Genomic DNA, 12,830 nt, shown 5'->3' with positions numbered 1-12,830 from the left:
CCCGTACAATTACGGATGGAAAACGCTACGCCCGGTTCGCACGATGACAGCGATGATGGCCTACAACTGCATATCGCGATGGTCCGGTGCGCTCGGCGTCTGCGCGATCATCGCCATCATCCGTCCGGCTCATGCCGAGCCGCGCACCGTGGTCGAATTGTTCACCTCGCAAGGCTGTTCGTCGTGTCCGCCGGCCGACCAGATCGTCGGCGAACTTGCCAAGGATCCGTCCATCATCGCGCTGAGCATGCCGATCGACTATTGGGACTACCTTGGCTGGAAGGACACGCTCGCGGACTCGCGTTTCAGCGCGCGTCAGAAAGCCTATTCGCATGTGCGTGGCGATCGTAACCTCTACACGCCGCAGATGATCGTCAATGGCTCGGCGCAGGTGATCGGCAGCGATCGCGCCGCCATCGAAAGCGCCATCAAGAATACCAGCAAGACTGAAGGCGTGATGTCGGTGCCGGTCAAGATGACGTTGTCGGGCAAGCTGCTCAATGTCTCGGTAGAGGCGAGCAAGGTGCCGACGGCGGGCCGGGGCGAAGTCTGGATCTGCTCGGTCTCAAAGGCGGTGCCGATCTCGATCGGGCGCGGCGAGAATCGCGGCCAACAGCTCACCTACTACAACGTGGTACGCAATCTCGTGAAGGTCGGCGACTGGAACGGCGGTTCGGGAAGCTGGACTGTTCCGCTTGATAATATTTCCCGCGACGGCGTGGACGCCGCAGTCGTCTACGTCCAGGACGGCAGTCGCGACAAGCCGGGTGCGATGCTCGGCGCCGCCATGACGGCGCTGCGTTAGTTAGCTCCGGGCTACGAGACCTAACTTTTCTCTTACCTTGAACCAGCGTCGTACAATCGGCGAAGTCCGAGCCGCGCGTGACATCTGCGAGAACAGCCCCCCAAACGAAAAAGGACCAACTTTCGTTGGCCCAGTATCGGGATTAACTCCCTCCTGCGAACAGGCCCGATCCCGACGGCCCCGGGGGGCTGGGGGCTGAGGAATCCGGAACCGAAAGGACCGGGCCAACGCAGGATTTTCTTTTCGCAATTTAGCGGGGCGGACGGTTGGCGGAAGTAGGGCAGCAATAAGATTCCGCTAACGATCCCGTGAATCGATATTTCCCGGGATATCGGGCCATCCGGCGCGGTTTCCTTCGTATTTACACCCCCTTGCGACGCCCCGCGGTTAGCGCGATCATGTAAATTGGATGACAGGAGGCGCTCCATGACCATAATATCGGAGGACACCGATCCGAGCGATAGCCGCGCAGTGGCGCGCGTCGCCACTGCGAGCACGCCGCCGAATCGCGTCACGTTCAATCGTCTCGAACTCAACCGTATCCTCAATCTGTATGGGCGCATGGTCGCCGACGGCGAGTGGCGCGACTATGCCATCGACTTTCTGAAAGACCACGCGGTGTTCTCCGTATTCCGCCGCGCTTCGGAAGTTCCGATCTATCGCATCGAGAAAGATCCGCGGCTCGCGCGCAAGCAGGGCATGTACAGCGTGATCTCGGCGACCGGACTGATCCTGCGCCGCGGCCACGAACTCGAACGCGTGCTGCTGGTGATCGACCGCAAGCTGGCGGTGGTGTAGGCGGGCCGCTGTAGGGTGGGCAAAGGCGCGATTGCGCCGCGCCCACCATGTTTCCCTCATGGGTGCAAGAATGGTGGGCACGCTTCGCTTTGCCCACCCTACCAACTACTTTGCATGGGGTTGTTTTCGCGATTTTGAGTCTGGGCCCTGCGGTACCGCCAAAGAGGCGCCACGCGTTATCCAGACTACGAAGCGGGGACCGTCGTGCTCCCTTCACCGAGCGCGCGTTGCATCATCACGGTATCCAGCCAGCGGCCGAACTTGAGGCCGACGCTGGGATGCGTCCCGATCATCTGGAAACCGCATTTGGCGTGAACGCCGATCGAGCCGGCATTGGCGGAGTCGCCGATGACCGCAATCATCTGCCGGTAGCCGCGCGCCTCGCATTCGGCGATCAGCCGCTGCATCAGTTGCAGCCCGATGCCGCGCCGGTGCGTGGCCGGTTTCAAATAGACCGAATTCTCCACCGTGAAGCGGTAGGCCGGCCGTGGCCGATAGGGACCGGCATAGGCGTATCCGATCACCTGGCCTTCGACGGCGGCGACCAGATAGGGAAAGCCACCATCCGACAGCATCCTGAATCGCCGGGTCATCTCGGCGAGGTCGGGCGGGACGAGTTCGAACGTGGCGGTGCCGTAGCGCACCGCGTGCTCGTAGATCTCGGTGATGGCGGGGAGGTCGGCCTCGGTGGCGGGCCGGATTTCGGCAGCGGACATGGGAAAAGGATATCAGGCGACAAATCTGGATCAACGCTCTTTCCGTCATGGCCGGGCATAGCCGTCTGAGGGACGGTGTCGCTTCCACTCGGCTGTGCCCGGCTATCCGCGTCTTTTGTCGCCGCGCGCGGGGCGTGGATGCCCGGGTCCCGTCTCCGCCAGGGCTTAGCCGGGTCACAAGCGCACTCGCCACCGAAGCCTTAGCGAAGGCGGCAAGCCTCGGCATGACGATCACTGAGCAAAAGAAAAGCCCCGGCCGCGAGGCCGGGGCTTTAACTCTTGAACCCGATCGGGCAGCGCTTAATCGCGCTGGCCGAGGAGCTGCAGGAGCAGCGTGAACAGGTTGATGAAGTTCAGGTAGAGCGACAGTGCGCCGGTAATCGCCGCACGCTCTTCAACCTCAGCGCCTCCCGAAGCGTAGCCGTAGATGTACTCGTTCTTCAGCCGCTGGGTATCCCAGGCGGTGAGGCCCGCGAACACCAGCACGCCGACCACCGAGACGATGAACTGCAGCATCGAGCTCGCCAGGAACAGGTTCACCAGGCTCGCGATGATGACGCCGATCAGACCCATGAACAGGAACGAGCCCATGCCGCTCATGTCACGCTTGGTGGTGTAGCCATAAAGGCTGAGCGCACCGAAGGTCGCCGCGGTGATGAAGAACACCCGAACGATCGAGGTGTGCGTATACACCAGGAAGATCGACGACAGCGAAATGCCCATCAGCGCCGAGAACACCCAGAACAGCATCTGGGCGGTCGCGGGCCGCAGCCGGTTGATGCCGGCCGAGATCGCGAACACCATCGCCAGCGGCGCGAGGATGAACAGCCACTTCAGCGGGCTGACATACATCGCGTAGCCGAACTGCGTCAGGTAGGCGTTGCCGAATCTGGCGGCGGCCCCGGCCTGGTCGGTCGTCACCGCGGCCATGTAGACGCCGAGCGCCGCAAGGCCGGTGATCGCCAGGCCGATGCTCATGTAGTTGTAGATGCGCAGCATGTAGGCGCGCAGACCGGCATCGACGGCCGCAGCGTCAACGCGTCCGGCAGCCCGGCCGAAAGGAGATACGTAGTTACGGTCTAGGTCCGACATGGTCGAATTCCCGTTGGTTGCCCGGCGGAGCGCAAGGGGTTTGCGACGCCGGTTGGATTTCTATCTCAGATGTCCCGATCTGCCGACGTCAATATCACGAATATTACGTCATCAACCCGGCCAACTGATCTTGGCTGGTATGTGGGAAACTAACACATCCGACGCAAGCTTCCACGCGCGGCTGAATGTCGCTTCTCGCGACGATTTCCGGGTAAAAGCAGTGTTAACCCCTGCCTTCCGCCGCTACAAATTGTCACAAATTCCGTAACACGCTGGCCGGCTTTTGGTTCAGGGCCAACAACGTTCCGGCGAGCCCCAGCCCCACCGTGACGATCAGGGCGGCTGCGACCACCCCGGCCGCGCTGCCAGCCTGCCAGATGAAGCTGAGCGTCATCAGCCTGGTCACGATCAGCCACGCCGCGATCGAGCCCGCGATCACGCCGAATATGGCCGTCGCGAGGCCGATCATGAGGTATTCGAGCGCATAGGCCCCGAGCAGGCGCACCCGGGTTGCGCCGAGCGTCTTCAGGATGACCGCGTCATAGACCCGGTGGCGATGGCCGGCGGCGAGCGCGCCGCCGAGCACCAGGATCGCCGAGATCAGCGTCACCGCGCTGGCGCCACGGATGGCGAGCACGAGGTTGGTGACGACGGTGCCGACGGTCTCGAGCGCTTCGCGGACCCGAACGCTGGTCACCATCGGAAAGGCGTCCGCCACCTGCTTGATGATTCGGGCGTCGCCTGCAGAGTCGGGGTGGACCTCGGATAGGGTCGCGACATGGCTGTGCGGCGCGCCCTTGAAGGCGTTGGGCGAGAACACCAGCACGAAATTGATGCCGAGGCCCTGCCAGTCGACGTTGCGCAGATTGCTGATTTTGGCCGCGATGTCGCGGCCGAGCACGTTGACGACGATCTCGTCGCCGATCTTGAGCTTCAGCCCGTCGGCGATCTTCTTCTCCAGTGAGACCAGCGGCGGCCCCTTGTAGTCCGCGCTCCACCATTCGCCTTCGACCACCTTCGAGCCTTTTGGAACTTCGCCGGTATAGGTCAGGCCGCGGTCACTCTGCAGCACCCATTCGGTATCCTGCGAGGGCTTGAGTTCGTCCGCCTTGACGCCGCGGGCGGCAACGATGCGCCCGCGCAGCATCGGCACGTCGTCGACGGTGGATTGCGGCGCGATCTGCTTGAGGAAGGCGCCGAAGCGGTCGGCGTCGGCGGTCGGAATGTCGATGAAGTAGAATGAGGGCGCGCGCTCCGGCAGCGCGGCCAGGAACTGCCGGCGCAAATTGCCGTCGATCTGGGTAATGGTGACGAGGACCGCGAGCCCAAGCCCGAGCGACATCACGACCGACGGCGTCAGCGCGCCGGGCCGGTAGATATTGGCAATCGCCAGCCGCAGCATGGTGATGCTGGACCGCGGCAGGCGCCGCGCCAGCGCCATCAGGCCGGCGGCGACGCCGCGCAACAGCGCAAACACCGCAACCGAAGCGACGACGAACACGGCGGCGACCCGCTTGTCATAGGCCAGCCCGATCGCGACCGAGACAAGGAGCACGATCACCACGGCCATCAGCGCGAGATAGCTCCAGCGCGGGCGGTGCCATTCGCGGGCAACCTCCTCGCGGAACAATGCCGCGACCGGGACATCATGGACCCGGCCGAGCGGCCACAGCCCGAAGGCGAGCGCGGTGAGCAGGCCGTAGAGCAACGACAGCGCCAGTTCGTCGGCGTGCAGGGCAGGGATCACCGGCAGCGGCAGTAGCTTGCCGAACAGGCCGACGATGACAAACGGCAAGGCCGCGCCGGCGGCAAGCCCGATCATCGAGCCGATCCCGGCGAGCACGATCACCTGCGTCAGGTAGATGGTGAAGACGTCGCGCCCGGTGGCACCAAGCGCCTTGAACGAGGCGATGACGTCGCGTCGGCGATCGATATGGCTCTTGACGGCGTTGGCGACGCCGACGCCGCCGACCAGAAGGGCCGCCAGCCCAACCAGCGTCAGGAATTGGGTGAAGCGGTTGATGGTGCGTTCGAGCTGCGGCGAGGCATTGTCGCGGCTGCGGATCCACCAGCCGGCTTCCGGCAAGGCACTCCGCGCGCTGTTGACCAATTGGGCGGCGGCGCGTTCGTCGGCCGCATTGTCCGGCAGCTTTACCCGGTACATCCAGCGCACCAGGCTGCCCGGCTGCAGCAATCCGCTGGCGCGCAGGCTCTGCTCGCTGACCAGTACGCGCGGGCCCAGGCCGACATTGCCGGCGAGCTTGTCCGGCTCGGCGCCAACCACGCTGCGAATCTGGACCGTGGCATTGCCGATGCCGATACGGTCGCCGAGCTTGAGATCGAGCCGCGCCAGCAGAGTGGAATCGACCGCCGCGCCGAACGCGCCATCGCGTTCAGCCAGCAGATCCGACATCGGCATTTGGGGATCAAGCGTCAACTGTCCGAGCATCGGATAGTTGCCGTCGACCGCCTTGAGCTCGACCAGCGCCAGCTTGCCGTCGCTGGCGCGGGCCATCACCCGCAGCGCGGCCGCAACCGACACCTGGCCGCGCGCTCGCAGGAAAGCGAGTTCCTCCGGCTTGGCTTCGCGCTGGATCAGCGAGAATGCGACATCGCCGCCGAGCAATGTTCGGCCCTCGCGGGTCAGGCCTTCGCTAAGGCTTGCCGCCACCGAGCCGACGCCGGCAATTGCCATGACGCCGAGCGCGATGCAGGCGATGAAGACGTAAAAGCCACGCAGGCCGCCGCGCAATTCGCGAAGCGCGTAACGCAGCGCCAGCGAGGATGCCCGGCTCTTGTAGACCGGCTCGGAAATCGCGGTCATGAGTGCCCGTCGATCCGGCCTGAGCGCAGCCGCACCACGCGGTCGCAGCGCTGCGCCAGCGAGCTGTCGTGCGTCACCAGCACCAGCGTCATGCCGCGCTCGGCATGTTTGGTGAAGAGCATGTCGACGATCTGCTTCCCGGTGGCTTCATCGAGATTGCCGGTCGGCTCGTCCGCGACGAGAATGGCGGGATCGGGTGCCAGGGCGCGAGCCAGCGCCACGCGCTGTTGTTCGCCACCGGACAATTGGGTCGGGTAATGATGCAGGCGCTCGCCAAGGCCGACCGACGCCAGTTCCTTCGCCGCGCGCTCCGCCGCGTCGGGACTACCGGCAAGCTCCAGCGGCACGGCTACGTTTTCCAGCGCCGTCATGGTCGGGATCAGATGAAACGACTGGAACACGATGCCGACCTGGCGGCCGCGGAAGCGGGCGAGGGCGTCCTCGTCGAGGGCATTGAACGGCGTGCCGTTGACCACCACCTCTCCGCTGTCAGGACGTTCCAACCCCGCCATCACCATCAGCAAGGTCGATTTGCCCGAACCTGACGGCCCGATCAGGCCGATCGCCTCGCCGGATGCCACACGAAGGCTGATATCTTTCAGGATATGAACGCGGGCGGCGCCTGTGCCGAGCGAGAGGTTGACGTTGGAGATGGAAATGGTGTCCGGCCCCACGCCGGTCAGTGAAGAGGGTTCGATGAGACTGTCCATGGCTCGGTCATATGGCACTTCCACCGCTCGGGTCGAGGGCTTGAAACGGATGTTTGCGCACATACGCGTGTTGATTGTGGCTATGATGACGGCCGGGCCGGTTTTGGCCCAGACTCAGGCCCCGGCCACTGCACCCGCAAAACCGGTCAAAATGGTCGTCCTCGGTGATTCCTTGAGCGCTGGTCTCGGCCTGTCTGCGCCGGCGGCGTTCCCCGCCCGCCTGCAAAAAGCATTAAGCGACAAGGGGATAAAGGTCGACATGATCAATGCCGGGGTGTCCGGCGATACCACGTCCGGCGGTCGCGACCGGCTGGACTGGTCGATCCCGGAGGGAACCGAGGCGGTGATTCTCGAGCTCGGCGCCAACGATGCGCTCCGCGGGATCGATCCCGCGGTCACCCGCGCGGCGCTGAGCGACATCCTGACACGGCTGAAGGCGCGCAAGATCGCGGTTCTCTTGTGCGGGATGCTGGCGCCTCCCAATTACGGGAGCGAATATGCCGCGCGCTTCAACGCCATCTATCCGGAGCTATCCAAATCGTTCGGCGTGCCGCTCTACCCGTTTTTCCTGGAGGGGGTTGCGAGTGAGGCCAAGCTCAACCAGGCCGACGGAATTCATCCGACCGCCGAGGGTGTCGATGTCATCGTGAGGAATATTCTGCCCATGGTGGAGGCATTTATCGGCACGATCTCCGGGCAGCGGAGTTGAAAAAAGCAGCAACGAATGAGGTTACCCCAAAGTTTTCCCGTAGCATTGCGGAGTGCTCGCGCCGCGTGCTTCGCAGAGTCACATAAGTCGGATAGAAAATAACTATCGGTGATTCGTCACCGGGCGCTGTTACAGGACATGGTCCTTTTCAAGGTCATGCCCAAGCATCGGGAGTCATGCGATGCCGCGTTTGTTTGCTGGACTGGAAATTCCGGCCGAGATCGGCCAGAGCCTTTCCAATTTGCGTGGCGGCCTTCCCGGCGCACGCTGGATCGATCCCGAAAACTATCACGTCACCTTGCGCTTCATCGGCGATATCGACGGCATGTCGGCGAATGAAATCGCCTCGATGCTGTTTCGGGTCAACCGCAAGCCGTTCGAGGTCAAGGTGCAGGGCCTGCAGAGCTTTGGCGGCAAGAAACCGCGCGCAGTGGTCGCTTCCGTCGAGCCGAGCCGGCCGCTGATCGAGCTGCAGGCCGAGCTCGAACGGCTGATGCAGCGGCTCGGGCTCGATCCGGAGGGGCGCAAATTCATTCCCCATGTGACGCTGGCGCGGCTGCATGACGCTTCCAGCCAGGACGTTGCCGATTATCTCTCGGTGCGCGGCTATTTCCCGAGCCGCACGTTCTGGGCTTCGCGCTTCGTGCTGTTCTCGTCCCGCGCGTCCACCGGCGGCGGGCCGTATGTGGTCGAGGATTCCTATGCGCTGAGCGCGTGAGGGCAGAAGCTGGCCGCTTCTCCGCTGTCATCATCCGCGAAAGCGGATGATCCAGTATACCAAAGACGCCTAAGATAGAACCGAGAAGCCGCGGCGTACTGGATACCCGCCTTCGCGGGTACGACGGCCTGTGTTTGCATACCCCCAGCACCAATTCACGGCTTGCAATTTCCGCTCGCTTGAGGCCGAAAGGGGCCATGCTGTCGACTGACCCCACCTCGTTCCGCGCACAGTATCAGGCTCTGGTTTCCTCCGGCGCGATCGAGGCCGATCTCGCGCAGGCGGAAGCTGCCGAGGCGTTTGCCGCACTTGAGGAGCGGCTGTCGAGCTACAAGCCGGCGCGCAAGTTGAGCCTGCTCGGCCGATTGTTCGGCGACAAAAGCGAGCCGCCGCCGCGCGGGCTTTACATTCACGGCGAGGTCGGCCGCGGCAAGACCATGCTGATGGACCTGTTCTTTCAGCAGAGCCCGGTCCAGCGCAAGCGCCGCGCCCATTTCCACGAGTTCATGGCCGAGGCGCATGAGAAGATCTACGCCTATCGCCAGAACATCGCGCGCGGTGAAATCGCAGATAGCGACGTGATCGAGCTGACGGCGAACGCGATCTTCGACGAGGCATGGCTACTGTGCTTCGACGAATTCCACGTCACCGACATCGCCGATGCCATGATCCTGGGGCGGCTGTTCTCAAAATTGTTCGAACTCGGCACCGTCGTGGTCGCGACTTCGAACGTCGCGCCCGAAGACCTCTACAAGGGTGGGCTCAACCGCGCGCTGTTCCTGCCGTTCATTTCGCAGATCGAAGACCACATGCACGTGCTGCGGCTCGATGCACGCACCGATTTTCGGCTGGAGAAACTGACCGGCGTGAAAATGTGGCTGGTGCCGCCGGATGATGAAGCCGGCGCCGCGCTCGACCGCGCCTGGCGCAAGATGACCGGCAACGCGCCGTGCAAGCCGCGCGACATTGCGATCAAGGGCCGCGTCCTGCGCGTGCCCTGTTCGGCGCACGGCGTAGCGCGATTTTGCTTTGCCGATATCTGCGAAAAGCCGCTGGCCGCGTCGGACTATCTGCGGCTGGCGCACGACTATCACACCATCCTGATCGATCGCATTCCGGTGATGGATTATGCCGAGCGCAACGCCGCCAAGCGCTTTATCTCGCTGATCGACACGCTCTACGACAATGCCGTGAAGCTGATGGCCTCGGCCGAGGCCGATCCGGTGTCGCTGTATGTCGCTGCCGAGGGCGTTGAAGCCAACGAGTTCAAGCGGACCGCGTCGCGGCTGATCGAAATGAGTTCGGAATCCTACCTTGCGCTACCGCACGGTAGGAAGGATTCCGCGGCCAGCGGATCGAGCACCGGGCTGGTGGAAACGTAGTCTCTTCCGTCATTGGCTTTCCCGTCATTGCGAGGAGCAAAGCGACGAAGCAATCCATCTATCCCCGAGTGGAGAGGTGGATTGCTTCGCGGAGCCTGTCATCGGGCGCGCATTCGCGCGACCCGTTGGCTCGCAATGACGGGAAGGACGGTCGTGGCATACCTGATCGAAATCCAGGCGCGGCCTTAGAATCGGGCATGCCCCGGCTTGAACCGGCCATTCGAAAGGGATAACCACCCTTCCGACTGATGATCCACCCCTCACTCTTCGTCTCAGAAGGACAAATTTCCCATGGCGCGCGACAAGATTGCTTTGATTGGCTCCGGTCAGATCGGCGGAACGCTGGCTCACCTCGTCGGCCTGAAGGAGCTTGGCGACGTCGTGATGTTCGACATCGCCGAGGGCGTCCCCCAGGGTAAAGCGCTCGACATCGCGCAATCTTCGCCGGTCGACGGTTTCGACGCCCATCTCACCGGCGCCAATTCCTACGAGGCGCTCGATGGCGCCAAGGTCTGCATCGTCACCGCCGGTGTGCCGCGCAAGCCCGGCATGAGCCGCGACGACCTTCTGAGCATCAATCTCAAGGTCATGGAGCAGGTCGGTGCCGGCATCAAGAAGTATGCGCCCGATGCGTTCGTCATCTGCATCACCAACCCGCTGGATGCGATGGTGTGGGCGCTGCAGAAGGCTTCCGGTCTGCCGCACAAGAAGGTGGTCGGCATGGCTGGCGTGCTCGACTCGGCGCGGTTCCGCTATTTCCTGGCCGACGAATTCCACGTCTCGGTCGAGGACGTCACCGCTTTCGTGCTCGGCGGCCATGGCGACACCATGGTGCCCTTGACGCGCTACTCCACCGTCGCCGGCATTCCGCTGCCCGACCTCGTCAAGATGGGCTGGACCTCGCAGACCCGTATCGACGAAATCGTCGACCGCACCCGCAACGGCGGCGCCGAGATCGTCAACCTCCTGAAGACCGGTTCGGCGTTCTACGCGCCGGCCGCTTCGGCGATCGCGATGGCCGAGAGCTATCTGAAGGACAAGAAGCGCGTGCTGCCCTGCGCCGCCTATCTCAACGGCGAGTACAGCGTGAAGGACATGTATGTCGGCGTCCCCGTCGTGATCGGCTCGAAGGGCGTCGAGCGCATCGTCGAGATCGAGCTGGCCGGCAAGGATCGCGAAGCCTTCGACAAGTCGGTCGGCGCGGTTCAGGGCCTGGTCGACGCCTGCAAGAAGATCGCGCCCGACCTGCTCGGCCGTTGATTTTACTCGGCTTTCGCCCCCCGCCGGGGCGAAAGCTTTTTCAGGGTTGCAGTTATCTTGGTATGTGGTATGCCAACTACCAATGCCGGTGAACTGTAGAACTCGCCGCTAAGGGTTTTGGGGAGCGTCCAGATGAATATCCACGAATACCAGGCCAAGGCTCTGCTGCATGAATTCGGCGTGCCGATTTCGCGCGGCGTGCCTGTCTTGAAGACCTCGGATTCGGAAGCCGCCGCCAAACAGCTTCCCGGCCCGATCTGGGTGGTGAAGAGCCAGATCCATGCCGGCGGCCGCGGCAAGGGCAAATTCAAGGAAGCTTCCGCCGGCGACAAGGGCGGCGTCCGCATCGCGAAATCAGTCGCCGAGGTCAACGAATTCGCCAAGCAGATGCTGGGAGCGACGCTGGTCACGGTGCAGACCGGCCCGCAGGGCAAGCAGGTCAATCGCCTCTACATCGAAGAAGGCTCCGACATCGACAAGGAGTTCTATCTCTCGATCCTGGTCGATCGTGAAACTTCCGAAGTTGCGTTCGTCGTCTCGACCGAAGGCGGCGTCAATATCGAGGACGTTGCCCACAACACGCCTGAGAAGATCGTGACCTTCTCCGTCGATCCGGCAACCGGCATCATGGCACATCACGGCCGCACGGTCGCGAAAGCCCTGAGGCTCACCGGCGATCTCGCCAAGCAGGCGGAGAAGCTGGTAACGCAGCTCTACACGGCCTTCGTTGCCAAGGATATGGCGATGCTGGAGATCAATCCGCTCGTCGTCACCAAGCAGGGCGAACTGCGCGTGCTCGATGCCAAGGTGTCGTTCGATGACAACGCGCTGTTCCGCCATCCCGAAGTGGCGGTGGCGTTGCGCGATTTGACCGAGGAAGATGCCAAGGAAGTCGAGGCGTCGAAGTACGACCTCAATTACGTCACGCTCGACGGCACCATCGGCTGCATGGTCAACGGCGCCGGCCTTGCGATGGCGACCATGGACATCATCAAGCTCTACGGCATGGAACCCGCCAACTTCCTCGACGTCGGCGGCGGCGCCAGCAAGGAGAAGGTGGCGGCGGCGTTCAAGATCATCACCGCCGACCCGAACGTGAAGGGCATCCTGGTCAACATCTTCGGCGGCATCATGAAGTGCGATATCATCGCCGAAGGCGTGGTCGCCGCAGTGAAGGAAGTCGGCCTGAAAGTGCCGCTGGTGGTGCGGCTCGAAGGCACCAATGTCGACGCCGGCAAGCAGATCATCCGCGAATCCGGCCTCAATGTGGTACCGGCCGACAATCTCGACGATGCCGCACAGAAAATCGTGAAAGCCGTCAAGGGAGGCTAGCGATGGCTGACCATCTCGCCGCACCGACACCGCTGGAAGAACACCGCCGGCTCGCGGTTTTTGCGGGCGAGTGGGCGGGCGAGGAAATGGTCTATCCGTCGCGCTGGACCGCGGGCGGTCCGGCGACCTCGCATGTGGTCGCGCGCGTCGATCTCAACGGCTTCTACCTGATTCAGGACACCCGTCAGATGCGCGACGGCAAGGAGGCTTTCGCCACCCACGGCGTGTTCACCTATGACCGCGACGACCGGACCTACAAATTATTCTGGCACGATTCGCTCGGCTACTATTCGCCGGCACCGGCCTCCGGCGCGTGGGTCGGCAACAAGTTGACCCTGGTGCGCGGCTCGCTGCGCGGCAATGCGCGCCACGTCTACGAAGTCGTCGACGACAACAACTACACCATGAAGATCCAGTTCTCGCCTGATGCCGAAGGATGGGCCGACGTGCTCACCGGCACGTACCGTCGCATTCATTAACCCCT

General features: G+C 63.2%; 12 protein-coding genes. 8 read left to right on the top strand and 4 right to left on the bottom strand.

The genetic code is table 11. The features are described 5' to 3' along the window. Window positions 1-43 precede the first annotated feature (43 nt). Both LMTR3_RS09125 and LMTR3_RS09120 read left to right on the top strand, forming a co-directional pair. Entirely contained in the window at window positions 44-805 is a 762-nt protein-coding gene (locus tag LMTR3_RS09125) for a DUF1223 domain-containing protein (RefSeq protein WP_065744752.1), read from the top strand. Between the two features lie 426 nt (window positions 806-1,231). Beyond that, window positions 1,232-1,603 (top strand): DUF2794 domain-containing protein, encoded by a 372-nt coding sequence (locus tag LMTR3_RS09120; protein WP_065744751.1) that lies wholly within the window; start codon window positions 1,232-1,234, stop codon window positions 1,601-1,603. A 185-nt stretch (window positions 1,604-1,788) separates the two neighbouring features. Here the strand turns inward: LMTR3_RS09120 and LMTR3_RS09115 are convergent, their stop codons facing one another. From LMTR3_RS09115 to LMTR3_RS09100, 4 genes are all read right to left on the bottom strand, one after another. After that, entirely contained in the window at window positions 1,789-2,319 is a 531-nt protein-coding gene (locus LMTR3_RS09115; RefSeq protein WP_065744750.1) for a GNAT family N-acetyltransferase, read from the bottom strand. A gap of 300 nt (window positions 2,320-2,619) precedes the next feature. Continuing rightward, window positions 2,620-3,411, bottom strand: a complete 792-nt coding sequence (locus LMTR3_RS09110) for a Bax inhibitor-1/YccA family protein (RefSeq protein ID WP_065744749.1) — start codon at window positions 3,409-3,411, stop codon at window positions 2,620-2,622. A gap of 253 nt (window positions 3,412-3,664) precedes the next feature. Next, window positions 3,665-6,235: an ABC transporter permease gene (locus tag LMTR3_RS09105; protein WP_065744748.1), complete on the bottom strand. Its 2,571-nt coding sequence runs from the start codon at window positions 6,233-6,235 to the stop codon at window positions 3,665-3,667. After that, window positions 6,232-6,945: an ABC transporter ATP-binding protein gene (locus LMTR3_RS09100; protein WP_065744747.1), complete on the bottom strand. Its 714-nt coding sequence runs from the start codon at window positions 6,943-6,945 to the stop codon at window positions 6,232-6,234. The genes LMTR3_RS09105 and LMTR3_RS09100 overlap by 4 nt, the downstream gene beginning before the upstream one ends. Here LMTR3_RS09100 and LMTR3_RS09095 point away from each other — a divergent pair. The 6 genes from LMTR3_RS09095 (at window position 6,944) to LMTR3_RS09070 (ending at window position 12,825) form a co-directional block, all read left to right on the top strand. Next, window positions 6,944-7,654 (top strand): arylesterase, encoded by a 711-nt coding sequence (locus LMTR3_RS09095; RefSeq protein ID WP_176721846.1) that lies wholly within the window; start codon window positions 6,944-6,946, stop codon window positions 7,652-7,654. The two genes, LMTR3_RS09100 and LMTR3_RS09095, sit on opposite strands and share 2 nt — an antisense overlap. 181 nt (window positions 7,655-7,835) lie before the next feature. Next, complete coding sequence (thpR, locus tag LMTR3_RS09090; RefSeq protein WP_028348494.1) at window positions 7,836-8,372, top strand: RNA 2',3'-cyclic phosphodiesterase; 537 nt, start codon at window positions 7,836-7,838, stop codon at window positions 8,370-8,372. Window positions 8,373-8,569: 197 nt separating this feature from the next. Further along, on the top strand, window positions 8,570-9,754 hold the full coding sequence (gene zapE / locus LMTR3_RS09085; protein WP_065744745.1) for a cell division protein ZapE: 1,185 nt from the start codon (window positions 8,570-8,572) through the stop codon (window positions 9,752-9,754). Between the two features lie 291 nt (window positions 9,755-10,045). Beyond that, window positions 10,046-11,014: a malate dehydrogenase gene (gene mdh / locus LMTR3_RS09080; RefSeq protein WP_065744744.1), complete on the top strand. Its 969-nt coding sequence runs from the start codon at window positions 10,046-10,048 to the stop codon at window positions 11,012-11,014. Window positions 11,015-11,146: 132 nt separating this feature from the next. Further along, window positions 11,147-12,346 (top strand): ADP-forming succinate--CoA ligase subunit beta, encoded by a 1,200-nt coding sequence (gene sucC, locus LMTR3_RS09075; protein WP_065744743.1) that lies wholly within the window; start codon window positions 11,147-11,149, stop codon window positions 12,344-12,346. A 2-nt stretch (window positions 12,347-12,348) separates the two neighbouring features. Then, the gene (locus LMTR3_RS09070) at window positions 12,349-12,825 is read left to right on the top strand and encodes a DUF1579 family protein (protein WP_065744742.1); all 477 of its coding nucleotides are present in this window, start codon (window positions 12,349-12,351) and stop codon (window positions 12,823-12,825) included. The last annotated feature ends 5 nt before the right edge of the window (window positions 12,826-12,830 follow it).

This window comes from Bradyrhizobium sp. LMTR 3 (assembly GCF_001693485.1).
Taxonomy (GTDB): Bacteria; Pseudomonadota; Alphaproteobacteria; order Rhizobiales; family Xanthobacteraceae; genus Bradyrhizobium.
The sequence above is the reverse complement of the archived record's forward strand: the minus strand, read 5'-3'. Positions and strand labels throughout refer to the sequence as shown.

Coding starts and splice junctions, on each gene's coding strand:
- sucC (WP_065744743.1), top strand. CDS start 11,147: ATGAATATCCACGAATACCAGGCCAAGGCTCTGCTGCATGAATTCGGC.
- zapE (WP_065744745.1), top strand. CDS start 8,570: ATGCTGTCGACTGACCCCACCTCGTTCCGCGCACAGTATCAGGCTCTG.
- LMTR3_RS09125 (WP_065744752.1), top strand. CDS start 44: ATGACAGCGATGATGGCCTACAACTGCATATCGCGATGGTCCGGTGCG.
- LMTR3_RS09120 (WP_065744751.1), top strand. CDS start 1,232: ATGACCATAATATCGGAGGACACCGATCCGAGCGATAGCCGCGCAGTG.
- LMTR3_RS09110 (WP_065744749.1), bottom strand. CDS start 3,411: ATGTCGGACCTAGACCGTAACTACGTATCTCCTTTCGGCCGGGCTGCC.
- LMTR3_RS09105 (WP_065744748.1), bottom strand. CDS start 6,235: ATGACCGCGATTTCCGAGCCGGTCTACAAGAGCCGGGCATCCTCGCTG.
- mdh (WP_065744744.1), top strand. CDS start 10,046: ATGGCGCGCGACAAGATTGCTTTGATTGGCTCCGGTCAGATCGGCGGA.
- LMTR3_RS09100 (WP_065744747.1), bottom strand. CDS start 6,945: ATGGACAGTCTCATCGAACCCTCTTCACTGACCGGCGTGGGGCCGGAC.
- LMTR3_RS09095 (WP_176721846.1), top strand. CDS start 6,944: ATGGCTCGGTCATATGGCACTTCCACCGCTCGGGTCGAGGGCTTGAAA.
- LMTR3_RS09115 (WP_065744750.1), bottom strand. CDS start 2,319: ATGTCCGCTGCCGAAATCCGGCCCGCCACCGAGGCCGACCTCCCCGCC.
- LMTR3_RS09070 (WP_065744742.1), top strand. CDS start 12,349: ATGGCTGACCATCTCGCCGCACCGACACCGCTGGAAGAACACCGCCGG.
- thpR (WP_028348494.1), top strand. CDS start 7,836: ATGCCGCGTTTGTTTGCTGGACTGGAAATTCCGGCCGAGATCGGCCAG.